The organism is Parvibaculum sp. (assembly GCF_002684405.1).
Taxonomy (GTDB): domain Bacteria; phylum Pseudomonadota; class Alphaproteobacteria; order Parvibaculales; family Parvibaculaceae; genus Parvibaculum.
The window spans coordinates 1-26,229 of record NZ_NYVD01000121.1; the positions used below are offsets into that span (position 1 = coordinate 1).

A 26,229-nucleotide genomic window follows, 5' to 3' on the forward strand; every position below is an offset into this window, starting at 1 on the left:
AGCGCCATCGCATGGCTCTTCATCGCCCACATCCGCATCGTCACACGACGTCTCGCAAGGCCATGAAATCATTGCCGCCTTTATGATTCAGGCTCTAAGGTCTCGCCTATCGTTCCGCGACATCGACTGCAGCCCTGGTCCGGATCGAGCGACGAATGGCCTCTACCACCAGCATATTGAGATATCCATCCTGCACCGAAACGCGCGGAGCGGCACCCTTGCGGATAACGTCTATGAAATGGTCGAGTTGCCGTTCCAGCGGATTGGAACGCCGGAGTTCCAACCGCGATTCCTCAAATGTTTTCCACCACGACCGATCTTCTTCAGCACCGTAGAACTTCGCCTGCATGCTCGGAAAATCCAGAGACCCGTTGGTGCCTGCGAAATGGTAGCAATTGTCGCCGGGGAAGTGCGGATATGCCGGATTCTCGCCGCTCGTCATCTCCCAGCTCTTCGAACTCGCCGCAGCGTCTGAAAGCAGGAAAGTACCCAAAGCACCGTTCTGGAACGCAAGGGAAACGGAAACCGTATCCTCGACCTCAAACCCTCGAACGTCGTCGCTCGCCATTGCCTGGACAGTCGCAATCTCTCCACCGAACGCCCGCATCAGCCCGATCTCGTGAATGAGGTTGATGAGGATGGGACCGCCCCCTTCCACCATCCGCCACGGGCCGTCCTCGAAGTAGTGTTCGGGCTTGTAGAAGAGCGCAGCCCCTTGCAACGCAACCAAACGACCGAACCGCTCCGAGTGCAGGAACCCCAAGGCTGCATCGAGAAGAGGACTATAATGCCGGTGATGACCGACAAGAACCGGCACACCGCTCCGTTCCACTTCTTCGACCAGTCGCGCAGCATCGCCAATATCGTCGGTCACCGGCTTTTCGACCAGCGCGGGAATGCCACGTGAGATACAGGAAATCACCTGATCATAATGGAAGGCGTTCGGCGAACTGATAATCGCCGCATCAATTTTCTCCTCGTCGAACGCATCCGAGATATTGGTGAAAAACCGAACCCCGTGTTCAGTCGCGAAGTCCCGATTGTCTTCTACGTCGGGCGCCACGATCGCCGCCAGCTCGCAATCCGGTTTCGCAGCCACCAGACGCGCATGCTGACCGCCGATAAGCCCTGGCCCCGAGAGAAGAAATCGGCACACTGACGTCATACCACTACCTTTGTCCTTTCCGCGCCTGGAATAACCAGCCCCTCCAATTTCAAATCACACGCCGATAGACAAACCACACCGCCAACGCCCCCTTGACCTGCATCGTGGGCGTGTCAGTCCCGCTGATCGAGAAGAAACTCCAGATATTTCCCATAGGGCGACTTGTTCAATTGCCTCGCAAGGCTTTTCAACTCATCTGTATCGATGAAACCAAGCCGCCAGGCGACCTCTTCCGGACAGCCATGCTGAAGCCCCTGCCGGTGCTGTATGACCCGCACAAACTCCCCCGCCTCCATGAGACTGTCGAAGGTACCGGTATCGAGCCAGGCGAACCCGCGGCTCAACCGCTCCACAGCCAACTTCCCTTGCGCCAGATACGCATTGTTCACGGAAGTAATCTCAAGCTCGCCCCGCGCCGACGGCCGCACATCGCGCGCGATGTCCAGTACATGATTGTCGTAGAGGTAGAGCCCCGTCACCGCCCAGCTCGATAGAAAGTCTGCCGGCTTTTCTTCGATCGAGACCGCTTTCCCGTGGTCGTCGAACGCCACCACGCCATACCGTTCCGGATCCGGCACGTGATAGGCAAAGACCACGCCGCCGCCCTCTTCTTCGACCTTCCGTTGCGCCGCGGACAATCTGTTTCTCAAGGCCTCTCCGATAAACAGATTGTCTCCCAGGACCAGCGCGACAGGGTCGTCTCCGACAAAATCCGCGCCGATGATGAAAGCCTGCGCCAGACCTTCCGGCCGGGGCTGCTCGGCATAGGACAAGTTGATGCCCCACTGGCTGCCATCGCCCAGCAGGCGCTCGAACAGCGGCAGGTCATGAGGCGTCGAGATGACCAGTATGTCCCTGATCCCCGCCAGCATGAGCGTCGTCAGCGGGTAATAGATCATCGGCTTGTCATAGACCGGCAGCAATTGCTTGCTGACCGCCAGCGTGACCGGATGAAGCCGCGTGCCCGAACCGCCTGCGAGAATGATCCCCTTCATGACACAGCCCCTTCCAGGCGCGCGGGAAGGAGCGCGTCGAGACAGCGCCCTGTCCCGCTTTCCCAGCCGGGCAGCCGCAGGCCGGTCACCGCCTCGAGCTTTGCGCAATCGAGACGGGAATTCATCGGGCGCTTGGCCGGTGTCGGATAGTCGCTGGTCGGAATGGCTTTCAGCGACGGCACGCGCAGGCCGCGCTTGCCCGCCTCGGCAAAAATACCGGCGGCGAAATCATGCCATGTCGTCGCATCGCGACCTGCCATGTGGAACGTGCCGTAAATCTCCTCGCCGGAAAGCAGGCGCGGCACGAGCGCCGCGATGGCGTCGGCAATATCGGGCGCATAGCTCGGGCAACCGAACTGATCGAAGACGACCGACACTTCGTCGCGCGTTTCCGCCAGGCGCAACATGGTCTTCACGAAATTCGCGCCATAGGGGCTGTAGACCCAGCTCGTCCGCAAAATCATGTGGCGTGGCCCTGCGGCGCGCACGGCCTCCTCGCCCGCAAGCTTCGACGCCCCATAGACCCCGAGCGGCGAAACCGCATCATCCTCGCAATAGGCGCCCTTCCTGGTACCGTCGAACACATAATCGGTGGAGACATGAATGAGCGGAATACCGGCACGCGCGCAGGCCTCGGCCAGCGCGGCGGCGCCATCGCGATTGACGGCGAAAGCGGAAGCCGCATCGGTCTCGGCTTTATCGACGGCAGTATAGGCGCCAGCATTCACGACCAGCGCAGGGCGATGCGCCTCAAGGCGCGACGGAATATTCTCCGGACGGGCAAGATCGAGTTCGTCTCGGCCGAGACAGACGATGTCGAGCCCGTCCCATCCGCGCGCCGCCATCGACCGGGCCAGCTGCCCGGATTTTCCGACGACCAGAACTGTTGCCGGAACGGTTGTCATCTCGCGGCGACGGCCTTTTCCGCCTTCTCCCTATCGGGGCCGAGACCGATCCGTTCTCCGCCATAGACTTCGTTGCGCAACGGCATCCACCAATCGGCATTGGCAAGATACCATTCGACCGTCTTTCGAAGGCCCGTTTCGAATTTCTCCCGCGGCCGCCAGCCAAGCTCGGCTTCGATCCTGGAGGCATCGATGGCATAGCGCTGATCATGGCCGCGCCTGTCGGTCACGAAACGGATAAGGGAGCGCCGCTCTCCGATGCCGCGATCGGGCCGCATCTCATCGAGGAGATCGCAAATCGCTTCGACGACCTCGACATTGGTGCGCTCGTTGAGGCCGCCGATATTGTATTTCTCGCCGGGCCGGCCTTTATCGAGCACCAGCCCCAGCGCCTCGGCATGATCGTCCACGTAAAGCCAGTCGCGGACATTCTCGCCGCTTCCATAGATGGGCAGCGTGCTACCTTCCAGGCCATTCAGGATCATCAGCGGGATGAGCTTTTCCGGAAACTGGCACGGCCCGTAATTATTGGAACAATTGGTGACGATCACCGGCAGGCCGTAAGTGTGGTACCAGGCATTGGCGAGATGGTCGGACGCCGCCTTGCTCGCCGAATAGGGCGAGTTGGGACTATAGGCCGTCGTTTCGGAAAACAGCCCTTCCGGCCCGAGACTGCCATAGACCTCGTCGGTCGAGACATGCACGAAACGGAACAGGTCCCGCCGGGCGGCCGGCAAGCGCTCCCAATAGCTTCGCGCCGCCTCGAGCAGACAATGCGTCCCGACGATATTGGTCTGGATAAAGTCATGCGATCCATCGATGGAACGATCGACATGGGATTCGGCGGCAAGGTGAAGAACGGCATCCGGCTGCTCGCGATCGAACAGCTGACGGAGCATCACGGCATCGCAGATATCGCCGTGAACGAAGCTGTAGCGTTCGTCATGCGCGAGCGGCGCGAGAGAAGCCGGGTTCGACGCATAGGTCAGACTGTCCAGGTTGACGACATGATGCCCGGCCGACATGACGAGATGGCGGCATACCGCCGACCCGATAAATCCCGCGCCACCTGTGACCAGCACTTTCATAGGCATCTCCCCCCTCAACCCAAACAACTATCGTGAAGCCGACCCCCAGCCAGCCGGCCTCAAGATTATGCAAACTCAAAAATGCGCGGCAACTCCGCCAATACCGGATGCTGCCGGTCTTTCCCGGAAAGCGTAATGTCCACCGCATCCAGCTTCCAGTCGATGCCCAGAGCAGGATCGTTCCACGCGATGCCGGCATCATGCTCCGCCGAGTAGAAGTCTGTCACCTTGTACTGCACCTCGGTATCGTCCGTGAGGGTGACGAAGCCATGCGCGTACCCGACAGGAACATATAGCTGACGCCAGTTTTCCGCATTGATCTCGAACGCAACATGCTCCCCGAATGTAGGAGAACCATGGCGAATATCGACCACAACGTCGAGAATGGCGCCGCGCGTGACGCGAACCAGCTTGCCTTGCGCATGGGGGGGATGCTGAAAATGCAAGCCTCGCAAGGTCCCGCGGCGGCGCGAAAGGGATTGATTGTCCTGAACGAAACGGACATCCACGCCGGCGGAAGCGAAATCATTCTCATTATAGGTTTCGGAGAAAAACCCTCTCTCGTCGTCGATCCGGCGAACCTCAAGAAGTTTGACGTCCGGATGCCCCGGAACCGGAAGAAGCGCCGGCCTCATAAATTCATGTCCTCAAGCAACAGATTCAGCCGAATTATGACACTATAAATCCTTGGTTCTATACACTGAATTTATTGAGTGCATGAACCAAAAAGCGGTCGGATAAGCGCATAGGTATATTTTGACGCAACACCGAAACAAATAAAGATCAAATTCATGAGAATAATTCTCCGTATCGCCCCGTGCTGAGGACACAAAAGCGCAGCATGGGCCCGAAAAGTCACATATCAGCCACTTCCTGTTTACTGCCTGGGATTTCCTGCGGCAAACCCATTGTGGGCCGCCCAAGCAAACTGCATGATCGACAAATCTGAATCGCTGCCTTTAACTGAGAATACTGTAAGCAAATGCGCCCTGGCACCGTCTCCGTGATACTCGTGACGCACAACAGTGCCGAAGTGCTGGGAAACGCGCTGGCATCGCTTCCCGACGGGGTGGAAGTCATTGTCGTCGACAATGCCAGCAAGGACAATTCGCTGGAGATCGCCCGCGCCGCGGGCGCGCGATGCGTCTCCAATGCCAATAATCTCGGTTTCTGCAAAGCCAACAATATCGGGGCCCGGACCGCGCATGGTGAATTCCTGCTGCTCCTGAACCCCGATGCCCAGCTCGATCCCGGCGCGCTGGAGACGATGCTGGCAACGGCGGAACGGTATCCGGACGCCGCCATTGTCGGACCGAAGCTGCTCGATGAGGCAGGACAGAGTGTCTGGCGCCACAAATCGATCCTCCATCCCTTCGAGGGACGAAACAAAGCACCCGTCGAGCCTGAATTCGCGAGTTGCGTGCCGCTGCTGACCGGGGCCGCCATGCTCTGCCGCCGCGCGGCCCTGCAAGCCATCGAAGGCCTCGATGAGAATATCTTCCTTTATCATGACGATGACGATTTATGCCTGCGTCTGACCCAGCAGGGCTGGTCGCTCATCTACGAACCCGCGGCCGTCGTTCGCCACGCGTTCGGAAAGTCATGCGGCGCGTCCATGGAACTGACGCGCTTCAAGGCGCGCGAGCACATGCGCTCTTCCATCTATGTGCGCGAGAAACATGGCGTGCCCTTCGACCTGGCGCGGGAACGGCGCAGGAACCTGAAAAGGCTGAGCCTGGCCTCCATCAAATTCGACCGCGAACGGCAGGTGGCCGCCTTCGGGCGCATGGAAGCCCTCGCCGAGCTCGGCCGGGCGAAAAGCGCGGCAGCACGCGCCGCAGCAGCCGACCAGGACGAGATCGCCGCAGACTCCAGGACTCTGAAAGCCTGGATCGCGCACAAGCTCTTCGGACGCCCGGAAAGCTCACTCGCCGTCATCAAGCGGCTGTTTGCGGAGAATGTCCGCAACCATATCCCCGGATATGTCGCGGCCTTCATCTGCATGGGCTTTGTCGCCGCCACCACGGGCGCCAGCGCCTGGATCATGAAGGATGTCATCAACCGGATCTTTGTCGATCGCGACTCTGCAATGGTCGGGATCATCGCCGGCGCGGTGATGGCGATCTACACGATCAAAGGGCTTTCGACCTATGGTCAGCAATACCTGCTTCAGCGGATCGGCAATAATATCGTCGCAACGCTGCAGAAACGGGTTTTCGATCACGTTCTGAGCCAGCCCCTGAACTTCTTCGACCGTCATGCGATCGGCGATCTCGCAACCCGCATGTCCTACAACGCGCAGGGCGCCCGCGCGGTCATCGACCTCATCATCCAGAGCATCGGGCGCGACGTGCTTTCCGTCCTCGCCCTGACGACCGTGATGGTCCTGCAGGACCCCCTCATGTCGGTCGTGATGCTCATCATCATGCCCGTAGCCGTGATCGGCGTGTCGCGTCTGGTGAAGCGCGTCAAGAAGATCATGCAGCTCGAACTCCAGTCCATCGCCGAAATCGTCAATGCGATGCAGGAAACCGCGTCCGGCATTCGGATTGTGAAATCCTTCAATCTCGAAGGGCACATGCGCAAGCGCATGGGCGCCGCCGTGGAACAGGTCGAGCAGCGCTCGAACAAGATCACCCAGGTCAATGCCCTGACGAGCCCGCTCATGGAAACGCTGGGCGGGTTCGCCGTTGCCGCCATCATCATGTATGGCGGCTGGAACGTAATCGCCCGCGGCTCCGACCCGGGCAGCTTCTTTGCCTTCATCACCGCTCTCTTGATGGCCTATGAACCGGCAAAGCGGCTGGCACGCCTGAACGTCCAGCTTTCCGCGAACATGGTTCTTGCCGAAGGGCTCTACGCCCTGCTGGACACCCCACCGACCATCTCCGAGGCGCCCGATGCCCGGAAACTCGAAATCCGCGAGGGCGGGCGGATCGATTTCGACAATGTGGTTTTCGCCTACGGCGCCCAGCCCGCCCTGAAGGGCGTGACCTTCGAGGCGCGGGCGGGAACCGTCACCGCGCTGGTCGGCCCGTCGGGCGCCGGCAAGACCACGATCTTCGGCCTGATCGAACGCTTTTTCGATCCGCAGGAGGGCAGCGTCAGCATTGACGGGCAGGATCTGCGCGGGCTCACCTTCAGCTCGCTTCGAGACAACCTGTCGCTCGTGACGCAGGAGACCTTCCTCTTTGCCGGCACCGTGCGCGAGAACATCGCCTATGGCCGCCCCGGCGCGACGGACGACGAGATCGAGGAAGCCGCCCGCATGGCCAATGCGCATGAATTCATCACGGAACTGCCCGGCCAATACGAAGCGCCGGTCGGCGAGGCGGGCGGACGCCTGTCCGGCGGGCAACGCCAGAGCGTCGCCATCGCCCGCGCCATGCTGCGCGATGCGCCCATCCTACTGATGGACGAGCCGACCTCGGCGCTGGACGCCCAGTCGGAATCCAAGGTGCAGGAAGCGCTGGACCGGCTGATGGAAGGCCGCACCACCATCGTGATCGCCCATCGCCTGTCCACCGTGCGCAATGCCGACCGGATCTACGTCCTCGACCGGGGCGAGGTCGTCCAGTCCGGCTCGCATGACGAGCTGCTTGCCGAGGGCGGGCTCTATGCCACGCTCTATTCGCTGCAGTTCCGCGACGCGACGCCCAAGCTCGCCGCCGTCGGCGCGGAATAAGGCTTTTCAGGTTTTTCGGTTTATTGGCCGAGCGCCGCGCGGATCAGCGCCTGCGCTTGCTTGCCGTCCCAGGGCGCGGGGCCTGCGATCCGGCCCATCTCGCGGCCCTGAGGGTCCACCAGCAGCGTGGTCGGCAGGCCGACGGCCCGGAGCTGGAAATTGGCGCTGGCTTTCGGGTCGTTGAAAAGCGACAGATGCTCGGCCTTCACCGTGTTTTGGAGAAAATCGCGGGCCTGCTCCAGCCCCGTCTTGTCCACGCTGAGCGCCACCACCTGAAACGCATCGCTGCCCATTTCGCCCTGCAGCCGGTCCAGCTCCGGCATTTCCTCCCGGCAGGGCGCGCACCAGGTCGCCCAGATGTTGAGAAGCAGGGTCTTGCCCCGGAAATCGGAGAGTTTCACCGGTTTGCCCTGTGCGTCCTGAAAGACCACATCCGGCACCGCCTTCAGCGCCTTTGCAGGCACGAAGGCGGCGACATCGCCGGTCGCCGCGGCCTGGAGCGCGGCGTAATGGGGGTTCGGCACGGCGTCCGCCCCGGCCTCGTCCCCGCCGCCGGATTTGCCTAAGGGACCGACGATCAAGTATATCCCGGCAACGACAAGAACCGCGGCGGCAACAAGGGCGGCGGCGAGTTTCGGCAGGTTGCGGGATTTCTGGGACATATATCTTCCTCGGAACTTCCTCGTGGCGTTGCCGGGCCTTTGACCGCCCCTTCCCGAATATCCGACCGTCTGGCGGACAGCTCCCGGAGAAGCGAGCATGAGCAACAAGATGTGGGGCGGCCGGTTTGGCGAAGGCCCCGACAGGATCATGGAGGAAATTAACGCCTCCATCGGTTTCGACCAGCGCCTTTTCGCCCAGGATATCCAGGGCTCGAAGGCGCATTGCACAATGCTGGCCGAGAAGGGAATTATCTCAAGAACCGACGCCGATCAAATTATCGACGGTCTGGACAAGGTGCTGGCCGAGATCGAGGCGGGCGAATTCGCCTTCAGCCGCGAGCTCGAAGACATCCACATGAATGTGGAATCGCGCCTGACCGAGCTTGTCGGCGCCGCGGCGGGACGGCTTCACACCGCGCGCTCGCGCAACGACCAGGTCGCGACCGACTTCAAGCTCTATGTGCGCGACACGCTCGACCATCTGGACGAGCAGTTGAAGGACTTCCAGCTTGCCTTGCTGGAAAAGGCGGAGGCCCATGCCGACGCGATCATGCCCGGCTTCACCCATCTCCAGACGGCCCAGCCGGTGACCTTCGGCCACCATTGCCTCGCCTATGTGGAAATGGCGGCGCGCGACCGGGGCCGGATGCAGGATGCGCGGAAGCGCCTCAACCTCAATCCGCTGGGCTCGGCGGCGCTCGCGGGCACCTCGTTTCCCATCGACCGGGAGATGACGGCGAAGGCACTCGGCTTCGACGGCCCGACCCGCAACTCGCTCGACGCGGTGTCGGATCGCGATTTCGTGCTGGAAGCGCTCTCGGCCTCCTCCATCGCCGCGATGCATCTTTCCCGGCTCGCCGAAGAAATCGTGGTCTGGTCGACGCCGGGTTTCGACTTCATCCGCCTGCCCGACAGCTTCACCACCGGCTCGTCCATCATGCCGCAGAAGCGCAACCCGGACGCGGCGGAACTCATCCGCGCGAAATCGGGCCGCGTGATCGGCGCGCTGACCTCGCTGCTCATCGTGATGAAGGGCCTGCCGCTCGCCTATTCCAAGGACATGCAGGAAGACAAGGAAGCCGCCTTCGATGCGCTGGACGCGCTGTCGCTGTCGCTCGCAGCCATGACGGGTATGGTTCGCACACTGACCATCAACGAACCTTCCATGAAGGCGGCCGCCGCGCGGGGCTTTTCCACCGCGACCGACCTTGCCGACTGGCTGGTGCGCGAGCTGAACCTGCCCTTCCGCCAGGCCCATCACGTGACCGGCAGCCTGGTGGCCAAGGCCGAGGCCAGGGGATGCGATCTCGACGGGTTGAGCCTTGAGGACATGCAGGCGGTGGAACCCGGCATCACGAAAGATGTATATTCGGTGCTGGGCGTGGAAAACTCCGTCGCCAGCCGGACGAGCTTCGGCGGCACGGCGCCTGAAAATGTGCGGCAGATGGCGGCTTTCTGGCGCAAGGAACTGGAACAGTCCTGATGGGGCGAGGGGAAAGCGCAATGAAAAACCGCAGCACATGGGTGACGGCAGGCCTTTTTCTGGGCCTCGGCCTTGCGCTTGCCGGATGCGGCAAACGAGGACCGCTCGAACTGCCCTCGGGCGAAAAAGCCCAAATGCCGACGGATGAAAGCAGCATGACGCTGGACGCGCCGGAGAGCGACCAGCCCATCGACATGCGGCCCATCACCGCCGATACGAGCATGAAGTCGAACCCCGACGATCCGGCGGCGCAGAGCAACTGAGCGGCGGACGAACACCGCCCCTTGAACCCCGACCCCGAACTCTTGTCCCCTGAGCGCCCGCCGCCCCGGGGCAAAGCGGCAGACAGATGAACCATTTCGAGTATCGCGACTGCGTCCTTCATGCGGAAGGCGTCTCCGTCCCCGACATAGCGGCCGCCACCGGCACGCCTTTCTATTGCTATTCGAGCGCCACGCTGGAACGCCATTACGAGGTGTTCTCGCAGGCGTTCAAGGGCCAGAAGGCGCGCATCTGCTATGCGATCAAGGCCAATTCCAATCTCGCCGTGATCCGCACGCTGGCCCGCCTCGGCGCGGGCGCGGATGTGGTGTCGGAAGGCGAGCTGCGCCGCGCCATCGCCGCCGGCGTGCCCACCTCGAAGATCGTCTTTTCCGGCGTTGCCAAGACGGACGCCGAAATCGCCTTCGCACTGGACGTGGGCATCGACCAGTTCAACGTGGAATCGGAGCCCGAACTCGACGCCATTTCGCGCGTCGCGGCGGGCATGGGCAAGCGCGCCCGCGTGGCGCTGCGCGTGAACCCCGATGTCGATGCCAAGACGCATGAGAAGATCGCGACCGGCAAGGCGGAGAACAAGTTCGGCATTTCATGGCGCCGCGCGCCTGCCGTCTATGCCCATGCGCGGACCCTGCCGGGTATCGAGATTGCGGGCATCGACGTTCACATCGGCAGCCAGCTCACCGATCTGGAACCCTTCTCCACCGCCTTTACCCGTGTCGGCGAAATGGTGGAAGCGCTGCGCGCCGACGGCCATGCCATCGGCCGGATCGATCTGGGCGGCGGGCTCGGCATTCCCTATCGCGGCGACAATGACGTGCCCCCGCATCCGGACGAATACGCCGCCATGGTGAAGCGCACGCTGGGCCATCTCGATTGCGAGCTGACCTTCGAGCCGGGCCGCCTCATCGCGGGCAATGCGGGCATTCTCGTCACCCGCGTCATCTATGAGAAGGTCGGCGAGGACCGCACCTTCCTGATCGTCGATGCGGGCATGAACGATCTGATCCGCCCGACGCTCTATGACGCGCATCACGATATCCGCCCGGTGGCCGAACCCGCCCCCGGCGCGGAAGAGATCGAGTATGACGTGGTGGGCCCGGTCTGCGAGACCGGCGACTATTTCGCCCGCAAAAGGCGGCTGCCCCGCATGAAGGCGGGCGATCTGGTGGCCGTGATGTCGGCGGGCGCCTATGGCGCGGTGCAGGCCAGCGAATACAATACCCGTCCCCTCGTGCCGGAAATTCTGGTGCGCGGATCGAGCTTTGCGGAGGTGCGCGCGCGCCCCAGTTATGACGCAATGCTGAGACAGGATATGATACCGGACTGGCTCTCCGACTGAGGCGCAACGCAGCGCCGAAAGAGATGGCGGAGGGCCGGAGCCTCATCCATCGACGCGCGAAAGGCGAGAGCTTGGCACGCCCTGAAGATGGCCCCGAAAACGCCGAAAATGGCGGCGGGCCCGGAAAAGCATCCGCAAGTCCCGAAAGACTTCCGCGCCGCGTGGAGCGACGCATCGCGCTGGCCCGCGCGACGCTGCTTTGGGAGGCGCTCTGGCCCGCGCTCTGGCGGGCGGCGGCACTCACCGGCTTTTTCGTCTCGCTTGCCCTTTTCGGCCTGTTCGAAGGCGCCCCGCTCTGGCTGCACTGGCTGGCGCTGGCCGCCTTCGGCGTTCTGCTGGCGCTCGCCATCTGGCGCGGCTTTCGCGATTTCCGCTGGCCGACGCGCCATGACGCGCTGCGCCAGATCGAAACCGCCTCCGGCCTCTCCCATCGTCCGCTGTCTACCTTCGAGGACATGCAGGCGGGCGGCACGGGCGACGAGACGCTGTGGCGGGCCCATCGCGACTGGCTCTCCCGGCGGCTGAGCCATCTGCGCATCGGCCTGCCCGCGCCGCGCATTGCCGGGCAGGACCCGTTCGGCCTGCGCGCCGCGGTCGTCCTGCTGCTGCTGGTCGCCGTCTGGGCGGGCGGACGCGACGCCGGACCGCGCCTCACCTCCGCCTTTCTGCCCGGCGCATCGCTTTCCCGGGATATTGCGATCGAGGCCTGGATCTCACCGCCGCCCTATACCGGCATCCCGCCCATCTATCTGACCGGCGATGCGGCGCCCGGAGACGAAACCGGCGGCGCAAGCGGCAAGACCGCCATCGCCGTGCCGCAGGGCAGCGTGCTGTCGCTCAGGGTGAACGGCATGCGCGCCTATCCCGCGCTCAGCGTGGAAACCGGCAAGCGCGCCGAACCCGAACCGCTTACCGAGATTTCGCCGGGCAGCCATTCCATCGACCGCAAGCTAACGCAGAGCGCGGAGATCACGCTGACCGGGGCGGGCCGCATCATGGATAGCTGGACCGTCGATGTGACGCCGGACGAGGCGCCCTATATCGCCTTCAAGGCCGATCCGGAAACCGCCACCTCCGGCGCGATCGGGATTTCCTATATCGCGAAGGACGATTACGGCATCGCCACGGCGCAGGCGGACATCCGCCTGGAAGAGAACAAGGCCGAGAACCAGAAGGGGGACGGGACGGAAAAGAGCGCGGCGGACGATCCGCAGCTGAACGCCATCATGGATACCCTCATGCCCCCCGCCCCGACGGTTGCGCCGCCCGATATCCGGCTGCCGCTCTCCGGCGCACGCCCGAAGGAAGCCGACGGCCGGACATGGACGGATTTGCGCAGCCATCCCTGGGCCGGGCTGAAAGCGACGATGACGCTGGTGGCAACCGACGATGCCGGGCAGCAGGGGCACTCGCGCAGCATCGACTTCACCATCCCCCAGCGCAGCTTCAAGGACCCGCTCGCCCGCGCCATCGTGGAGCAGCGCCGCCAGCTCGCGCGCAATCCGCGCAGCACGGCCCGTGTCGCCCGCTTCCTCAATGCCTTCACGCATGACCCGGAAAAGACCATTTCCGACCCCGCCGTCTATATGGGGCTCAGGACCGCCTATTGGCGGCTGGCGACGGCGCGGCGCACCGAAGAGATGAAGGGCATTTACGACCTCCTGTGGTCGATCGCGCTGCGGATCGAGGATGGCGATCTGTCGCTTGCCGAACGCGACCTGCGCGACGCACAGAAAGCGCTATCGGACGCGCTCCAGCAGGGCGCGAGCGACGATGAAATCGCGCGGCTGATGGCCGAACTGAAACAGGCCTTCGACAGCTATATGAACGCGCTGACCGCACAGCAGGGCAAGACCGCCGACGAGCAGATGGAGTTCCCCTCCGAGGAGCGCAGCATCAGCCGCGAAGAGCTGGATCGGATGCTCGGCAATATCGGCGAGCTGGCCCGCTCCGGCTCGCGCGAACAGGCACAGGCCATGCTGCAACGGATGCAGTCCATCCTCGAAAACCTGCAATTGCCCAAACAGGCCGGTCAGATGTCGCCCGGCGACAAGGCCATGTCCGAGGCGGTGGACCGGATGGGCGATCTCATACGCCGCCAGCAGGAGCTGATGGACGAGACCTTCCGCCGGCAGCCGCAACAGCAGGGCCTCGACGCGCAGGGCATGCCGCAGGAGGGGATGCCTCAGGGCGGAATGCCCCAGGGAATGCCCGAGCCGGGCGAGGAGGGTCAGGGCGGCATGAGCCGGCACGGGGAAGACGGCGGCAACGCCCCCGACCTCCAGGGACTGGCGGCCGAGCAGAAAGCGCTGCGCGAGGAACTTGCCAAAATTCTCAAAATGCTGGAACGGAACGACGCGGAAACGCCCGATGCGCTCGCCGAGGCCGACAAATCGATGGAAGATGCGCAAGGACGGTTGAAAGACGGTCGCGCCGACCGCGCCACCGCCTCGCAAGGCAAGGCCATCGATCAGATGCGCGCCGGCGCGCAAGGCCTCGCCGACAAGCTGATGAAGGGCCGGGGCGGCAAGGGACGCGGAAAGGGCACGGCCCGCACCGATCCCTTCGGACGGCCCTCGCCCGGCGCGATGGATCGCGGCGAGGGCGTCAACGTGCCCGACAGGTCGGGCGTGCAGCAGGCCCGCGAAATCCTGCAGGAGCTGCGCCGCCGCGCGGGCGAACTCAACCGCCCGCAGGAAGAACTCGATTATCTCGACCGGTTGCTGAAACGGTATTGAGTCATCCTGTCGTTTTTTCGGGTTTCATATTCTTGGGCGTCATCCCGGCGAAAGCCGGGACCCAATCCACCTTTCGGCAAGCCGCGCTGCGAGTGGATCCCGGGGACAAGCCCCGGGATGACAAAGCATGTTGTATTTGACGATTGAGGCTTAAAACCCGGTGTCGTCCCAGCACTTGTTGCCGGGACCCATTAGCCCTTCGACAAGCGGAGACGAGAGTGGATCCCGGCTTTCGCCGGGATGACACTGAATTCTTGAAAGCGCTGGGCCTCAGCCCCGCGAGGCAAGCGCCGCGTCGACCTGCGTCACCAGCTCGTCCAGCGTGAAGGGCTTCAGCATGATGTCGTGGATGATCGCCTCCAGCCCATGCGCGCGCTCGCGCTGGTCGGAATAGCCCGTCATCAGGAGAATGGTGATCCCCGGCGCATGGCGCGAAGCGGAGAGCGCCAGCGAAATGCCGTCCATCACCGGCATGATGATGTCGGTCAGCAGAAGCTCGTAGGGCTTTTGCACGTCCATGGCGCGGGCCAGCGCATCGAGCGCTTCCGACCCGTCCGACACGGAATCGACTTCATGGCCGGCGCCCATCAGCGCGCGGGCGATGAAGGACTGGACGGAAGGTTCGTCTTCGGCAACCAGTATCCGCGCCATATCCCTATTCCTCGATATAGCCCACGAAAGGCAATTGCCGGTAGGCATGGCCGACATCCATACCATAGCCGATAACGAAGCGGTCGGGGCAGTCGAACCCTTTAAAGTCCGGCGCGATGTCCACCACCTGCTTGCCCTGCTTGTGGAGAAGGACGCAGGACGCCACGCTGTTTGCACCGCGCGCGATCATCAGATCCTTGGCGAAGGCGAGCGTTCGGCCGCTTTCGAGAATATCGTCCACCAGCAGAACGTCGCGTCCCGCCACCGGCACTTCGGTGTCGCGGACGATGGTCACCTCGCCCCGCGAGGTCGTCTCCGCGCCATAGCTCGACAGGGTGATGAAATCCATATCGGGCGCCGCGCCCGCTTCATGCAGGGCACGCAGCAGATCGGCGGCGAAGATGAAACTGCCCTTGAGCACGGGAACGATGAGAGGCGCGCGGCCCAGCGCGGCGACGATCTCGCCCGCCAGCGCATGATTGCGCGCGGCGATCTCGTCTGCCGTGATGAGAACGGTGATCCGGGCGGAAAGGTCGCGGGGCTCGCTCATCCGGCCGGTCCTATTCGCTGTCTGGTCCGGAGCCGGAAGACGCGGCATCCGGTTCGGCCCTCATATCCTGTGCCTCGGCAGGCGCTTCCTTCACGGCCGCTGCCTTGCCGCCCGGCGAAAGGTCCGAGCCGTTATCGAAACGGATCTCCACATCGCGCGTGGCCGGGGGCGGACTTGAGAGCCGCGTTACGAAAGGAATCGATTGATCGGGCATCAGCCTCCGCTCCGGCAGGGCGAAGGTCCAGTGATAGATCTCTTTCTGCTTTTCGTCGCGCAGGCCGATCCGAAGCCGCGGCAAGGCGCGCGGTTCGTCGCTGACATTCGATACCTCGCCCATGATAGCGAGCACAGGCAGGCCGTTCACCTCCTGCTTTTCGTAGCGGACCTTGTGGAACTCCACCCCGCGCAGATTGATCTTGTCGCCTGCCAGCTCATAGACATCCGCCGTGGCGGGCCAGAGCGAGGCGATCTCGTTGCGGAAGACCCAGCCCGCGCCGAGCGTGCCGCCGAGAAAGATGAGAAGCGTGATCCAGCCGAGAATGGTGAGGAAACGAACCCGCCGCATGGCCGCCGCGCCATGGACGAAACTGCGAAGGCGCCCGCCCGTGGCGTTGTCGGGCCCCGCCCCGGCGACCGTCGTATTGATCTGGCGCGGGGTCCGTCCGGCGGATTTGTCCTTTTCGGGCTCCCGCTTGAAAACGGGCTTGGCCGGCCCGACGACCGGCGCGGCATCGGCAGGCGCGGACGGAGTGGCGGACGGCGCTTCGGCATCCCCGCCCTCTTCCAGCGGCTGCTGATCCCAGCTATGGCCGCATTTGGCGCACCGCACCTTGCGCGGGCCCGAGGCGAAAGCGCCGGGCTTGACGGGGTAGCGCGTCGAACAATGCGGACAGGTGATAATCATCCGGATCTTGCTGTGAAGGATTTGCCCAAAGGGCGAAACGCGGAAGCGCGGCAACACCCTCGCCACGCCTCCTTTCGCCTTAAGCCTATTGAATGGCCCTCCATGGTTAAAGCGGCGTTAAATCATCATCGTTTTCCCGAAGGAAACCGCCGTTTGTCCTCCATTGCGCGCATCCGACACGCCGTCGATCCGTGATACCGTCTGCTGCATGATTCGCTTCGAAAATGTCGGCATGAGATACGGCATGGGGCCGGAAGTGCTCCGGGATGTGAGCTTCGAGCTCGCGCCCGGCTCTTTCCATTTCCTCACCGGCCCCTCCGGCGCGGGCAAGACCTCGCTCCTCAAGCTCATGTTTCTGGCCGTCCGCCCTTCGCGCGGGCTCATCACCATGTTCGGTCAGGATATCGCCACCCTGCCGCGCAAGGAGATGCCCGCGCTGAGGCGGCGCATCGGCGTGGTGTTTCAGGAATTCCGGCTGCTCGACCATCTCACCACCTATGAGAATGTGGCGCTGCCCCTGCGCATTCAGGGCCAGCCGGAAAGCGCCTGGCGCGCCGATGTGATGGAACTGCTGAACTGGGTCGGTCTCGGCGACCGCATCCAGGCCAAGCCGCCGACGCTGTCGGGCGGCGAAAAGCAGCGCGCCGCCATTGCCCGCGCCGTGGTGGGCCAGCCCGACGTGCTGCTGGCCGACGAGCCGACCGGCAATGTGGACCCGGAAATGGGCCAGCGCCTGCTCCGCCTGTTCGTGGAACTGAACCGGCTGGGCACCTCCGTGCTGCTGGCCACCCATGACCGCAGCCTCGTGGAAGCGGCGGGCTCTCCGGAGCTTGTGCTGAAAGAGGGAGGCCTGAGCATTCGTGGCTGATACCCCTCCGCGTCACACCCGCCCGGATCGCCCCGGCAGTCGTCCGGGAAATCGCTCCGGCCGGGACCCCGCCCCCACCTTCCATGACGAGGAAAAGGCGGGCCGCAGCCGGCTTGTCTCGCTGCTCGTCGAAACGCGCTCCATCATGCCCTCGGGCGGCGCGACCGGCCTGCCCCTCATCCTCGCCATCGCGGCCATGTGCTTTCTGGCAAGCCTGACGCTGGGCGCGGCGCTGTCGGTCGGCCATGCGGCGTCGGAATGGACGGGGCAGCTGTCCGGCGCCCTCACCGTGGAAATCAAACCCTCGCCCGAAATGAAGCCAAAAAAGCAGCTTTCCGAAGTGATGGGCCTTCTGGGCCAGACGAGCGGTATCGTGAGCGCCCGCCCCGTGACCCGCAGCGAGACGGCGAAGCTGCTGGAACCCTGGCTCGGCAAGGGCAATGTGACCGACGACCTGCCCATCCCGCAGCTTGTGGATGTGACGATCGACCCGACCTCGCCGCCCGACCTCGCCGCGCTGGCGATCAATGTCGCGGCGGTGGCGCCCGGCGCGCTGCTCGACACGCACCGGCAATGGCAGGCCGAAATCATCAGCGCCGCCCATGCCGTGCTGTGGCTGGCCTATGCGGTGCTGGGGCTGGTGGCCGCGACCACCACCGCCATCGTCGTCTTTGCGACGCGGGCGGGCCTCTCCGCCAACCGGGAGGTGGTGGAAGTCCTTCACCTGATCGGCGCGCGCGACCGCTTCATCGCCCGCGAGGTGCAGCACCATTTCCTGCATCTGGGGCTCAGGGGCGGCATAGCGGGGCTCGCCCTGTCGGTGCTGACCTTCGTGATCCTGTCATTCGCGGGCGACAATGGCGCGCTCTTCCTGATGCCGGTGACGGGATTGCAGCTCGACCATTACCCGATCCTGCTGGCCGTACCGATTGCCTCCGCGCTGGTCGCGGTGCTGACCGCCCGCATCACCGTGATGCGCGAGCTGGAACATATGCTCTGAGACCGAAATTCATGCGGCATTACGCTTTTTTGCGCCTATCCTGCGGGCCGCGCATTCCATGTTAATATCTGCGACGTTAGAATTCTCTCAGAGCTGACAAGGACTTGTCATCATTGGCCCGAACCAGCGCCACAGGGAAAGCAGGCGAGAAACGGCAGACGCCGCCCGGACCGGACGGGCCGCGCCGCCCCGTCCTGAGCCTTGTGATCGGGCTGGCGGCGCTGGCGCTCGCGCTTTACGCAGGCGGCTTTTTCGTCTTCACCGCGCTGATCGACCGGACCCCGGCGGCCAATAACGGCAAGGCCGACGGCATCGTGGTGCTGACGGGCGGGCCGGAACGCATCGCGGAAGGCTATCGGCTGCTCGTCGAAGGCCGCGCGAAACGCATGCTCATCAGCGGCGTGAACCCGGAAGTGAAGGCCAGGGAGCTTGCCGCGCTGGTTGGCGGCGACCGGGGAAAATTCGATTGTTGCATCGATATCGGCTGGCAGGCGATCGACACGATCGGCAATGCCGCGGAGACCGCCAACTGGGTGCATAAACGAGGCTACCGCTCGATCATTCTGGTGACGAGCACCTATCACCTGCCGCGCGCCCGGCTGGAACTCAGGCGCGCCATGCCGGGTGTCGAAATCATGCCCCATCCGGTATTTCAGGATAAGCTGCATCTCGACGGCTGGTGGAACTATCCCGGCACCACGCGGCTGCTCGTATCGGAATACACCAAATATCTGCTGACGCTGACGCATCTGCGCGCGCGCTAGCGGGAGGAAAACGAAGGGGCGTACTTCCTTGCTCTGGCTTCGCTCGACCTTTTTCAACCTGTCCTTCTGGCTGATGTCCATCATCATGTGCATCGCCGCCACGCCGCTCTTTCTGATGCCGCGCGGCTGGACGGTCCGGGCCATGAACCTGTGGTCCCGCCTCACCATGTTCCTGCTCCGGGTCTGCGCAGGGACCCGTTACGAGGTGCGCGGGCGCATACCGGAGGGCGCGGTGCTGATCGCCGCCAAGCACCAGTCCATGTGGGACACGATCATCGCCACCGCCCTGCTGCGCGATCCGGCCATCGTGATGAAAAAAGAACTTCTGATGGTCCCCTATTACGGCTGGTACTCGCTGAAGACGCGCATGATCGCCATCGACCGGGGCTCGGGCTCGGCCGCCATCCGCAAGCTCATCGCGCAGGCAAAGGCCGCGCTGGGGCTGGGACGGCCCGTCCTGATCTTTCCCGAAGGCACGCGCATGGCGCCCGACGCCGCGCCGGACTACAAGCCGGGGGTGGCCGCGCTTTACCGCCAGCTCGACGTCGCTTGCGTGCCGGTGGCGGTGAATTCGGGTATGTACTGGGCACGGCGCGGCTTCGCCAAACGCCCCGGCACCATCGTCATCGAATTCCTCGACCCCATTCCGCCCGGCCTCGACCGCAAGAGCTTCATGGCGGAACTGGAAAAACGCATCGAACCGGCCACCGCGAAACTGGTGGCCGAGGCGCGGGGCTGAAAAACCTGCGCCCGCCAACGCTGCGGACTAGACTTGCACCCGCGTGAACGAGGCGCGAACATCCAAATCGAGAACCGGCCATCTTGCCGGATATAGGCTTTTGAAATGAAACCCATCGCCGAACAGATCTGGGACATGAAATACCGCCTGCATGCGGCAGACGGCACGCCCGTGGACCTCACCGTGGAGGACACATGGAAGCGCGTCGCCAATGCGCTGGCGGCCGCCGAGGCGCCGGAAAAGCGCGGCCAGTGGGCGGAAAAGTTCCATGAGGCGATGGAAGGGTTCCGCTTCCTGCCGGCGGGCCGCATTCTTGCCGGCGCAGGCACCGCGCGCGACGTGACGCTCTTCAACTGCTTCGTCATGGGCACCGTGCCCGACACCATGGCGGGTATCTTCGACAATCTGAAGGAAGCCGCGCTGACCATGCAGCAGGGCGGCGGCATCGGCTACGACTTCTCCACGCTGCGCCCCAAGGGCGCGCCCGTGCATGGCGTAGGCGCGGATGCCTCCGGCCCGCTTTCCTTCATGGATGTGTGGGACGCGATGTGCCGCACCATCATGTCGGCGGGCTCGCGCCGGGGCGCGATGATGGCGACCATGCGCTGCGACCACCCGGACATCGAGGATTTCATCGACGCCAAGCGCGAGCCGGGCCGCCTCAACATGTTCAACCTGTCGGTGCTGGCGACAGACCCCTTCATGGACGCGGTGAAGGCGGACGCCGATTGGGACCTCACCTTCAACGGCACGGTCTTCCGCACGCTGAAGGCGCGCGCGCTCTGGGACAAGATCATCGCCGCGACCTATGCCTATGCCGAACCGGGCGTGATCTTCATCGACCGCATCAACAAGAAGAACAATCTCTATTACGCCGAGACGATCCAGGCGACGAACCCCTGCGGCGAGCAGCCCCTGCCGCCCTATGGGGCGTGCCTGCTGGGCTCGATCAACCTCGCCGCGCTGGTGAAAGACCCGTTCGGCGACGATGCCGCGCTGGACGAGGACGAACTCGACGCGCTGGTGCGCGTGGCCGTGCGCGCCATGGACAATGTGGTGGATGTGTCGCGCTTCCCGCTGCCCGAGCAGGAGCATGAGGCAAAGGCCAAGCGCCGCATCGGCCTCGGCGTGACGGGGCTTGCCGACGCGCTCATCATGTGCCGGACGCGCTATGGCTCGGACGAGAGCGTCGCGCTCATCCGCAAATGGATGCACAAGCTTTCGCGTGCGGCCTATCTCGCCTCGGTCGATCTCGCCGCCGAAAAGGGCGCCTTCCCGCTGTTCGACGCGGACGCCTATCTGGCGGGCGAGACCATCGCCACACTGGACGAGGATGTGCGCGAAGCCATCGCCAAACACGGCATCCGCAACGCGCTCGTCACCTCCATCGCGCCGACCGGCACCATCTCGCTTTTCGCAGGCAATGTGTCGTCGGGCATCGAGCCGGTTTTCGCCTATGCCTATACGCGGAAAGTTCTGCTGCCCGACGGCACACGCCGCGAGGAGCGCGTGAAGGACTATGCCGTGGAGCAGTATCACGCCCGCTTCGGCGAAAAGGCGGAACTGCCGGATTATTTCGTCAATGCGCAGACGCTGAGCCCCGCCGAGCACATCGCCGTGCAGGCCGCGGTGCAGGACTATATCGACAGCTCGATTTCCAAGACGATCAACGTGCCCGCCGATATTTCCTTCGAGGCCTTCAAGAGCGTCTATACGGACGCCTATGAGAAGGGCCTCAAGGGCTGCACCACCTATCGCCCGAGCGATGTGCGCGGCTCCGTCCTCTCCGTGGACGAGGAACCGGCGGCGCAGCCCGAACCGGCACCGGCCCCGGTGACCGAAGATGGCGTGGTGCGCATGTGGCAGCCGCTGCAGCGCGACGAAATCCTTCCCGGCTTCACCTACAAGATCAAATGGCCGGAATCGGACCATGCGATCTACATCACCATCAACGACATCCTGCAGGACGGACGCAGGCGGCCCTTCGAGATCTTCATCAATTCCAAGAACATGGAGCATTACGCTTGGACGGTGGCGCTGACGCGGATGATTTCCGCCGTCTTCCGCCGGGGCGGCGACGTGACCTTCGTGGTGGAGGAACTGAAAGCCGTGTTCGACCCGCGCGGCGGCGCCTGGATGGGCGGCCGCTATGTGCCAAGCCTGCTCGCGGCCATCGGCGGCGTCATCGAACAGCACATGATCGACACCGGCTTCATCGCGGCAAAGGACGGCAAGCCGATCACCGAGGCGATGCAGAAGGCCGTCGGTGAAACCGACGAGCGCCCGCGAGGCAAACCCTGCCCGCGCTGCGGCGCCTATGGCATGATCAAGCAGGAAGGCTGCGAGACATGCCCGTCATGCGGGCATTCGAAGTGCAGTTGAGCAAAAATCCCCTTGCCAAATAGTACCAAAATAGGTACAAAGCAATATGCCGTCCACGCCAGTCAAGCGGATACCTGCCATTTTCTACCGGACCGGGCGGGGAACGGAACCCGTTCGAGATTGGCTGAAAGATCTGAACAAGGCAGACCGGTTGCTGATCGGCGCAGATATCAAGACCGTGGAATTCGGCTGGCCCATTGGCATGCCGACATGCAAACCGCTTGGCAATGGACTGCATGAAGTCCGTACCAATCTAACGAATGGGCGCATCGCGCGCGTAATCTTTTTCGTAAGGCGCGGAAAAATGGTGCTCGTGCACGGCTTCATCAAGAAAACACAGAAAACGCCGAAACCCGATCTGGATCTCGCCCGAAAGCGCAAGAAAGAAGTGGAAGAGTAAAATGGCCAAGAAGAACATTCATCTCGGGTCTAGCCTCGACGACCTGCTGGAGGAAGAAGGACTTCTTGCCGAGGCGCAAGCAATTGCCATCAAACGTGTGCTGGCATGGAGGCTTGCCGAGGCCATGAAAGAAGAAAACCTGACCAAGTCGGCACTCGCCAAGACAATGAACACGAGCCGATCCGCGCTGGACCGCCTGCTCGATCCGGACAATCCCTCCGTAACATTGCTGACCATGGAAAAAGCTGCCGCCGCAATCGGCAAGACGCTACGGGTGGAACTGATCGACGGCCCGGCCTGAGATGACCTCGCGCGGGCTCATTCATCACATCGACCTCACCGTCACGGATGTCGCCCGCTCCGCGCCCTTTTATGACGCGGTGCTGAGTTTCATGGGTTATCGCCGCTGGCAGGAAGACGAGCACGGGATCGACTGGGAGCATGCGGGCACGCCGGATTTGCTGCCCACCATCGGCATCTTCAATGCGAGCGAGGAAGGCCGCGCGCAGAAGCACAACCGCTATGCGCCGGGGCTGCACCATATGGCCTGGAACGCGGAAAGCCGCGAAGACGTGGAAACGCTCTACGGCCTGCTGCTGGAGATCGGTGCCGCCATCCTCGATCCGCCGACGGACTATCCCGAATACGGGCCGGGCTATTACGCGGTCTTCTTCGCCGATCCGGACGGGCTGAAACTCGAATATGTGTTCGAGCCGCGCTGACGCATGACCGTTCTCACCCTCGACAATGAGACGGCGCGGCGTCTCTTCCTCGACCGTCACGCACTGAGCGCGCCCGCGACCTGCACATCGCCGGACGATCTGTCCACGCTCATTCGGCGGATCGGTTTCGTGCAGCTCGACAGCGTGAATGCGGTCGAACGCGCGCATCACATGATCCTGTTTTCCCGCGCCCCGACCTATCAACGCGGCTGGCTCGACGAGCTGCAGCAGGGCCGCGACATCTTCGAGCACTGGACGCATGACGCCTCGCTGCTGCCGATGGAGTTTTATCCGCACTGGCACCATCGCTTCAAAAAGGCGAAGGAGCGGCTGAAACATCCCAACTGGCAAAAGCGCATCGGCGAGGACCCGCAAAAGACGATCCGCAAGGTGCGCGCCCGCATCCGCAAGGAAGGCGAGGTCGGCACGCGCCATTTCGACGACAAGGGCCCGACAAAGTCTGAAGGGGGCGGCTGGTGGGGCTGGGGCCCGTCCAAGACGGCGCTCGAATTTCTCTGGCGCGCGGGCGAGCTTGCCATTGCGCGCCGCGATGGCTTCGAGAAGGTCTATGACCTCGCCGAGCGCGTGATCCCCGACGAGCTGCGTAAACGCCGCCCCACAAGGCGGCAGACGGTGGACTGGGCCTGCGAAACGGCGCTTGCCCGCCTCGGCTTTGCGACGCCGACGGAGCTGGCGAAATATTTCGACCTGATCGAGATCGCCGAGGCGAAGGACTGGGCGAAGCGCGCGGCGAAGCAAAAGAAAATCGTCGAGATCGCGGTGACCGGCGCGGATGGCAGCCACCGCCATGTCTTTGCGCCCGCCGACATCGAGGAACAAATCGAAAAGCTCCCCTCCCCGCATGAGGGCCTGCGCTTTCTCTCTCCCTTCGACCCGGCCATTCGCGAACGCAAGCGCGCCCGGCAGCTTTTCGGCTTCGACTATACGATCGAGATTTTCGTGCCGGAGAAAAAGCGCAAATACGGCTATTACGTGCTGCCGCTGATGGAGGGCGACCGCTTCATCGGCCGCGCCGACCTGAAGACCCATCGCGACGACGACCGGCTGGAAGTGAAAGGCTTCTGGCCGGAGGACGGCGTGAAGATGACGAAGGCGCGCATCGCCGCGACGCAAGACGCGCTGGCGGAGCTTGCGCGCTTTACAGGCGTCAGCCGGATCGAGGGAGCCGTTCCTGGACGGCGCGCCAAAGCCTCGTAAGCCCCTCGTCATGCGTGCCCATCTCGTCGAGATGCTGCACCATGCCGTGCAGATAATCCGAATTGCGGCCCGACTGGCCTTCTCCTTCGGCGATGAGGCGCACCTGATCTTCAAAGGAAAGCGCACCCGCATATTGCCCATGAGCACGGTCCACCACATAGCAGAGCGCTTGCGCCTCGCCGCCGGTATGAAGCAGTCGCACACGCTTCACCTCTTCGCGGTAGACCATGGTCACCTGCTCGCGCCCGCGTAGATAGTCGCGCACCTCATCCACCCGATCGGGCGCGATGCGAAACGCCATGCCCTTGCACGAACCGCCCGCATCCAGCCCGAAAACGAGGCCGGGCCGCTCCGGCGTGCCGCGATGGACGTGACTATAGACGCAGAAAGCGCGATGATAGCCGTACAGACGGGCGGGCTCGCGATGCTCGAACGCAAAACCCGGCCGCCACATCAGCGAGCCATAGCCAAATACCCAGAAATCATTCATTACTTGCCGCCCTGCTTTAGGCCGCACACCATATCGCCATGACAGAGAACGCAAAAGCATCCGCCCAGCCGCGCCGGAAAAACATCCGCTGGGGCGTCCTGACCCCCACCATCGTGCTGAGCGTGCTGGTCGCCGTCTATGCCGTCTACTGGTGGACCGTGGCCGGCGAAATCAAGACCCGTATCGAGACCGCCGCGCTCGATAACGGGCGCATCGAGACGAAATGGAAAGAGCTGGGCGTCTATGGCTTCCCCTATCGCTTCACCTCCAGCTTCACCGCTCCCGAAGTCGCCGCGCCCCGCACACCCGAGCAATGGCGCTGGCAGGCGGACGAGTTCTCGGCAAGCTTCCTGCCTTACGATTTCAACCATGTGATCTTCGATGTGGAAGGCGAACAGCGCCTGAGCTTTCGCGACGTGACGCAAAAGGGCGCACCGCGGCGTGATTGGCGCATCAAAGCCGATGCTGCCTGGTCGAGCTATGTGGCCGAAAAGGGCACCCCTTTCGGGCGGCTTGCCATCGACGTCAAGAAACTCGATGCAAAACGCGAGACCGGCGATGACACGCTGACGGCGGATCGGCTGCAGCTTCACACGCGCCCCGCCCCGTTGACCATCGAAGGCGGCGCGGCCCCGCTCATGCCCGGCACACCGAAGCCCGCGACCGCCATCGACCTTGCACTGCAGGGCGACAATATGGTGCTGCCCGCCCGCCTGACGCCGCCTGCGCTCGGCAACACGGCAAAGCTCGTCATCCTGCAGGCGCGCCTGCGCAACGTGCCCGCCACCCGGGCCGCAAGCCCGGTGGAATTCGCGCGCGACTGGATGGCGGCGGGCGGCACGCTGGCCGTCTCCGATCTGAAAGTGAAATGGGGCCCGCTCGACATGGACGCCTCCGGCGAAGTGACGCTGGACGAACAGGGCCGCCCGGCGGGACGCCTCGACGCGCAGATTGCCGATTATGAAGGGCTCGTTTCCGCGCTGGTAAAGGCGGGCCGCATTCCACAGAAGAACGAGAAAATGGCCCTGGCAGGCCTCGGCCTCATCTCGCAGTTCCAGGGCAACAAATCCGGCCGGGTGCGCGTGCCCGTGGTGATGAGCAAGGGCAAGCTCTATCTCGGCCCGGTACCCGTGGCGCGGCTCGATCCGGTTTATTGAGGCCCGCCATCCCCGTCATTGCGAGGAGCGCAAGCGACGACG

Annotated in this window: 25 protein-coding genes; 15 read left to right on the forward strand and 10 right to left on the reverse strand. The window is 63.5% G+C overall.

The annotated features are described in order from the left end of the window. Window positions 1-106 precede the first annotated feature (106 nt). The 5 genes from CMI59_RS11385 to rfbC all read right to left on the reverse strand — a co-directional run bounded on the left by CMI59_RS11385 (window position 107) and on the right by rfbC (window position 4,788). Window positions 107-1,165, reverse strand: coding sequence for a Gfo/Idh/MocA family oxidoreductase (locus CMI59_RS11385; RefSeq protein ID WP_293328376.1), 1,059 nt, complete (start codon window positions 1,163-1,165; stop codon window positions 107-109). 113 nt (window positions 1,166-1,278) lie between these two features. Then, the gene (rfbA, locus tag CMI59_RS11390; protein ID WP_293328377.1) at window positions 1,279-2,160 is read right to left on the reverse strand and encodes a glucose-1-phosphate thymidylyltransferase RfbA; all 882 of its coding nucleotides are present in this window, start codon (window positions 2,158-2,160) and stop codon (window positions 1,279-1,281) included. Beyond that, the gene (gene rfbD, locus CMI59_RS11395; protein WP_293328378.1) at window positions 2,157-3,065 is read right to left on the reverse strand and encodes a dTDP-4-dehydrorhamnose reductase; all 909 of its coding nucleotides are present in this window, start codon (window positions 3,063-3,065) and stop codon (window positions 2,157-2,159) included. Before rfbD ends, rfbA begins: the two co-directional genes overlap by 4 nt. Beyond that, window positions 3,062-4,153 carry a dTDP-glucose 4,6-dehydratase gene (rfbB, locus tag CMI59_RS11400; RefSeq protein WP_293328379.1) on the reverse strand — a complete coding sequence of 364 codons (1,092 nt, stop codon included), beginning with the start codon at window positions 4,151-4,153 and terminating at the stop codon, window positions 3,062-3,064. The genes rfbD and rfbB overlap by 4 nt, the downstream gene beginning before the upstream one ends. 65 nt (window positions 4,154-4,218) lie before the next feature. Then, on the reverse strand, window positions 4,219-4,788 hold the full coding sequence (gene rfbC / locus CMI59_RS11405) for a dTDP-4-dehydrorhamnose 3,5-epimerase (RefSeq protein ID WP_293328380.1): 570 nt from the start codon (window positions 4,786-4,788) through the stop codon (window positions 4,219-4,221). Between the two features lie 347 nt (window positions 4,789-5,135). On the opposite strand from rfbC, the gene CMI59_RS11410 reads away from it, so the two are divergent. Continuing rightward, on the forward strand, window positions 5,136-7,838 hold the full coding sequence (locus CMI59_RS11410) for an ABC transporter transmembrane domain-containing protein (RefSeq protein WP_293328381.1): 2,703 nt from the start codon (window positions 5,136-5,138) through the stop codon (window positions 7,836-7,838). Window positions 7,839-7,858: 20 nt separating this feature from the next. Here the strand turns inward: CMI59_RS11410 and CMI59_RS11415 are convergent, their stop codons facing one another. Continuing rightward, window positions 7,859-8,500 (reverse strand): TlpA disulfide reductase family protein, encoded by a 642-nt coding sequence (locus tag CMI59_RS11415; protein WP_293328382.1) that lies wholly within the window; start codon window positions 8,498-8,500, stop codon window positions 7,859-7,861. Between the two features lie 97 nt (window positions 8,501-8,597). Here CMI59_RS11415 and argH point away from each other — a divergent pair, with 97 nt between their 5' ends. From argH to CMI59_RS11435, 4 genes are all read left to right on the forward strand, one after another. Then, a complete protein-coding gene (gene argH / locus CMI59_RS11420) occupies window positions 8,598-9,983 on the forward strand; it encodes an argininosuccinate lyase (RefSeq protein WP_293328383.1) in 1,386 nt (461 codons plus the stop codon). Between the two features lie 20 nt (window positions 9,984-10,003). After that, complete coding sequence (locus tag CMI59_RS11425; protein WP_293328384.1) at window positions 10,004-10,246, forward strand: lipoprotein; 243 nt, start codon at window positions 10,004-10,006, stop codon at window positions 10,244-10,246. A gap of 86 nt (window positions 10,247-10,332) precedes the next feature. After that, window positions 10,333-11,604 (forward strand): diaminopimelate decarboxylase, encoded by a 1,272-nt coding sequence (lysA, locus tag CMI59_RS11430; RefSeq protein ID WP_293328385.1) that lies wholly within the window; start codon window positions 10,333-10,335, stop codon window positions 11,602-11,604. A 71-nt stretch (window positions 11,605-11,675) separates the two neighbouring features. Further along, the gene (locus tag CMI59_RS11435) at window positions 11,676-14,342 is read left to right on the forward strand and encodes a TIGR02302 family protein (protein ID WP_293328386.1); all 2,667 of its coding nucleotides are present in this window, start codon (window positions 11,676-11,678) and stop codon (window positions 14,340-14,342) included. A 270-nt stretch (window positions 14,343-14,612) separates the two neighbouring features. Here the strand turns inward: CMI59_RS11435 and CMI59_RS11440 are convergent, their stop codons facing one another. The 3 genes from CMI59_RS11440 to CMI59_RS11450 are packed head-to-tail and all read right to left on the reverse strand — an operon-like array spanning window position 14,613 to window position 16,447. Next, window positions 14,613-14,993: a response regulator gene (locus CMI59_RS11440; RefSeq protein ID WP_293328387.1), complete on the reverse strand. Its 381-nt coding sequence runs from the start codon at window positions 14,991-14,993 to the stop codon at window positions 14,613-14,615. 4 nt (window positions 14,994-14,997) lie between these two features. After that, window positions 14,998-15,543, reverse strand: coding sequence for a hypoxanthine phosphoribosyltransferase (hpt, locus tag CMI59_RS11445; protein ID WP_293328388.1), 546 nt, complete (start codon window positions 15,541-15,543; stop codon window positions 14,998-15,000). Between the two features lie 10 nt (window positions 15,544-15,553). Next, on the reverse strand, window positions 15,554-16,447 hold the full coding sequence (locus CMI59_RS11450; protein WP_293328389.1) for a zinc-ribbon domain-containing protein: 894 nt from the start codon (window positions 16,445-16,447) through the stop codon (window positions 15,554-15,556). Between the two features lie 208 nt (window positions 16,448-16,655). On the opposite strand from CMI59_RS11450, the gene ftsE reads away from it, so the two are divergent. From ftsE to CMI59_RS11495, 9 genes are all read left to right on the forward strand, one after another. Beyond that, window positions 16,656-17,315, forward strand: coding sequence for a cell division ATP-binding protein FtsE (ftsE, locus tag CMI59_RS11455; protein ID WP_293328390.1), 660 nt, complete (start codon window positions 16,656-16,658; stop codon window positions 17,313-17,315). Continuing rightward, the gene (locus CMI59_RS11460) at window positions 17,308-18,315 is read left to right on the forward strand and encodes an ABC transporter permease (RefSeq protein ID WP_293328391.1); all 1,008 of its coding nucleotides are present in this window, start codon (window positions 17,308-17,310) and stop codon (window positions 18,313-18,315) included. Before ftsE ends, CMI59_RS11460 begins: the two co-directional genes overlap by 8 nt. Window positions 18,316-18,428: 113 nt before the next feature. Next, on the forward strand, window positions 18,429-19,079 hold the full coding sequence (locus CMI59_RS11465) for a YdcF family protein (RefSeq protein ID WP_293328392.1): 651 nt from the start codon (window positions 18,429-18,431) through the stop codon (window positions 19,077-19,079). A gap of 28 nt (window positions 19,080-19,107) precedes the next feature. Continuing rightward, window positions 19,108-19,818 carry a lysophospholipid acyltransferase family protein gene (locus CMI59_RS11470; RefSeq protein WP_293328393.1) on the forward strand — a complete coding sequence of 237 codons (711 nt, stop codon included), beginning with the start codon at window positions 19,108-19,110 and terminating at the stop codon, window positions 19,816-19,818. Window positions 19,819-19,923: 105 nt separating this feature from the next. After that, window positions 19,924-22,200, forward strand: coding sequence for an adenosylcobalamin-dependent ribonucleoside-diphosphate reductase (locus tag CMI59_RS11475; protein WP_293328394.1), 2,277 nt, complete (start codon window positions 19,924-19,926; stop codon window positions 22,198-22,200). A gap of 46 nt (window positions 22,201-22,246) precedes the next feature. After that, window positions 22,247-22,600 carry a type II toxin-antitoxin system RelE/ParE family toxin gene (locus CMI59_RS11480; RefSeq protein WP_293328395.1) on the forward strand — a complete coding sequence of 118 codons (354 nt, stop codon included), beginning with the start codon at window positions 22,247-22,249 and terminating at the stop codon, window positions 22,598-22,600. A 1-nt stretch (window position 22,601) separates the two neighbouring features. After that, on the forward strand, window positions 22,602-22,901 hold the full coding sequence (locus CMI59_RS11485) for a helix-turn-helix transcriptional regulator (RefSeq protein ID WP_293328396.1): 300 nt from the start codon (window positions 22,602-22,604) through the stop codon (window positions 22,899-22,901). Between the two features lies 1 nt (window position 22,902). Then, a complete protein-coding gene (locus tag CMI59_RS11490) occupies window positions 22,903-23,322 on the forward strand; it encodes a VOC family protein (protein WP_293328397.1) in 420 nt (139 codons plus the stop codon). A gap of 3 nt (window positions 23,323-23,325) precedes the next feature. Next, window positions 23,326-24,540, forward strand: a complete 1,215-nt coding sequence (locus CMI59_RS11495) for a crosslink repair DNA glycosylase YcaQ family protein (RefSeq protein ID WP_293328398.1) — start codon at window positions 23,326-23,328, stop codon at window positions 24,538-24,540. Here CMI59_RS11495 and CMI59_RS11500 read toward each other — a convergent pair. Next, window positions 24,491-25,030 (reverse strand): gamma-glutamylcyclotransferase, encoded by a 540-nt coding sequence (locus tag CMI59_RS11500; protein ID WP_293328399.1) that lies wholly within the window; start codon window positions 25,028-25,030, stop codon window positions 24,491-24,493. The two genes, CMI59_RS11495 and CMI59_RS11500, sit on opposite strands and share 50 nt — an antisense overlap. Window positions 25,031-25,068: 38 nt before the next feature. Between CMI59_RS11500 and CMI59_RS11505 the strand changes: the two genes are divergently transcribed. Continuing rightward, entirely contained in the window at window positions 25,069-26,187 is a 1,119-nt protein-coding gene (locus CMI59_RS11505; protein WP_293328400.1) for a DUF2125 domain-containing protein, read from the forward strand. The last annotated feature ends 42 nt before the right edge of the window (window positions 26,188-26,229 follow it).

What these genes read in the sequence shown, in the direction of transcription:
- CMI59_RS11385 (WP_293328376.1), bottom strand. Translation starts at nt 1,165, where the DNA reads ATGACGTCAGTGTGCCGATTTCTTCTCTCGGGGCCAGGGCTTATCGGC.
- rfbA (WP_293328377.1), bottom strand. Translation starts at nt 2,160, where the DNA reads ATGAAGGGGATCATTCTCGCAGGCGGTTCGGGCACGCGGCTTCATCCG.
- rfbD (WP_293328378.1), bottom strand. Translation starts at nt 3,065, where the DNA reads ATGACAACCGTTCCGGCAACAGTTCTGGTCGTCGGAAAATCCGGGCAG.
- rfbB (WP_293328379.1), bottom strand. Translation starts at nt 4,153, where the DNA reads ATGAAAGTGCTGGTCACAGGTGGCGCGGGATTTATCGGGTCGGCGGTA.
- rfbC (WP_293328380.1), bottom strand. Translation starts at nt 4,788, where the DNA reads ATGAGGCCGGCGCTTCTTCCGGTTCCGGGGCATCCGGACGTCAAACTT.
- CMI59_RS11410 (WP_293328381.1), top strand. Translation starts at nt 5,136, where the DNA reads ATGCGCCCTGGCACCGTCTCCGTGATACTCGTGACGCACAACAGTGCC.
- CMI59_RS11415 (WP_293328382.1), bottom strand. Translation starts at nt 8,500, where the DNA reads ATGTCCCAGAAATCCCGCAACCTGCCGAAACTCGCCGCCGCCCTTGTT.
- argH (WP_293328383.1), top strand. Translation starts at nt 8,598, where the DNA reads ATGAGCAACAAGATGTGGGGCGGCCGGTTTGGCGAAGGCCCCGACAGG.
- CMI59_RS11425 (WP_293328384.1), top strand. Translation starts at nt 10,004, where the DNA reads ATGAAAAACCGCAGCACATGGGTGACGGCAGGCCTTTTTCTGGGCCTC.
- lysA (WP_293328385.1), top strand. Translation starts at nt 10,333, where the DNA reads ATGAACCATTTCGAGTATCGCGACTGCGTCCTTCATGCGGAAGGCGTC.
- CMI59_RS11440 (WP_293328387.1), bottom strand. Translation starts at nt 14,993, where the DNA reads ATGGCGCGGATACTGGTTGCCGAAGACGAACCTTCCGTCCAGTCCTTC.
- hpt (WP_293328388.1), bottom strand. Translation starts at nt 15,543, where the DNA reads ATGAGCGAGCCCCGCGACCTTTCCGCCCGGATCACCGTTCTCATCACG.
- CMI59_RS11450 (WP_293328389.1), bottom strand. Translation starts at nt 16,447, where the DNA reads ATGATTATCACCTGTCCGCATTGTTCGACGCGCTACCCCGTCAAGCCC.
- ftsE (WP_293328390.1), top strand. Translation starts at nt 16,656, where the DNA reads ATGATTCGCTTCGAAAATGTCGGCATGAGATACGGCATGGGGCCGGAA.
- CMI59_RS11475 (WP_293328394.1), top strand. Translation starts at nt 19,924, where the DNA reads ATGAAACCCATCGCCGAACAGATCTGGGACATGAAATACCGCCTGCAT.
- CMI59_RS11480 (WP_293328395.1), top strand. Translation starts at nt 22,247, where the DNA reads ATGCCGTCCACGCCAGTCAAGCGGATACCTGCCATTTTCTACCGGACC.
- CMI59_RS11485 (WP_293328396.1), top strand. Translation starts at nt 22,602, where the DNA reads ATGGCCAAGAAGAACATTCATCTCGGGTCTAGCCTCGACGACCTGCTG.
- CMI59_RS11490 (WP_293328397.1), top strand. Translation starts at nt 22,903, where the DNA reads ATGACCTCGCGCGGGCTCATTCATCACATCGACCTCACCGTCACGGAT.
- CMI59_RS11495 (WP_293328398.1), top strand. Translation starts at nt 23,326, where the DNA reads ATGACCGTTCTCACCCTCGACAATGAGACGGCGCGGCGTCTCTTCCTC.
- CMI59_RS11500 (WP_293328399.1), bottom strand. Translation starts at nt 25,030, where the DNA reads ATGAATGATTTCTGGGTATTTGGCTATGGCTCGCTGATGTGGCGGCCG.
- CMI59_RS11505 (WP_293328400.1), top strand. Translation starts at nt 25,069, where the DNA reads ATGACAGAGAACGCAAAAGCATCCGCCCAGCCGCGCCGGAAAAACATC.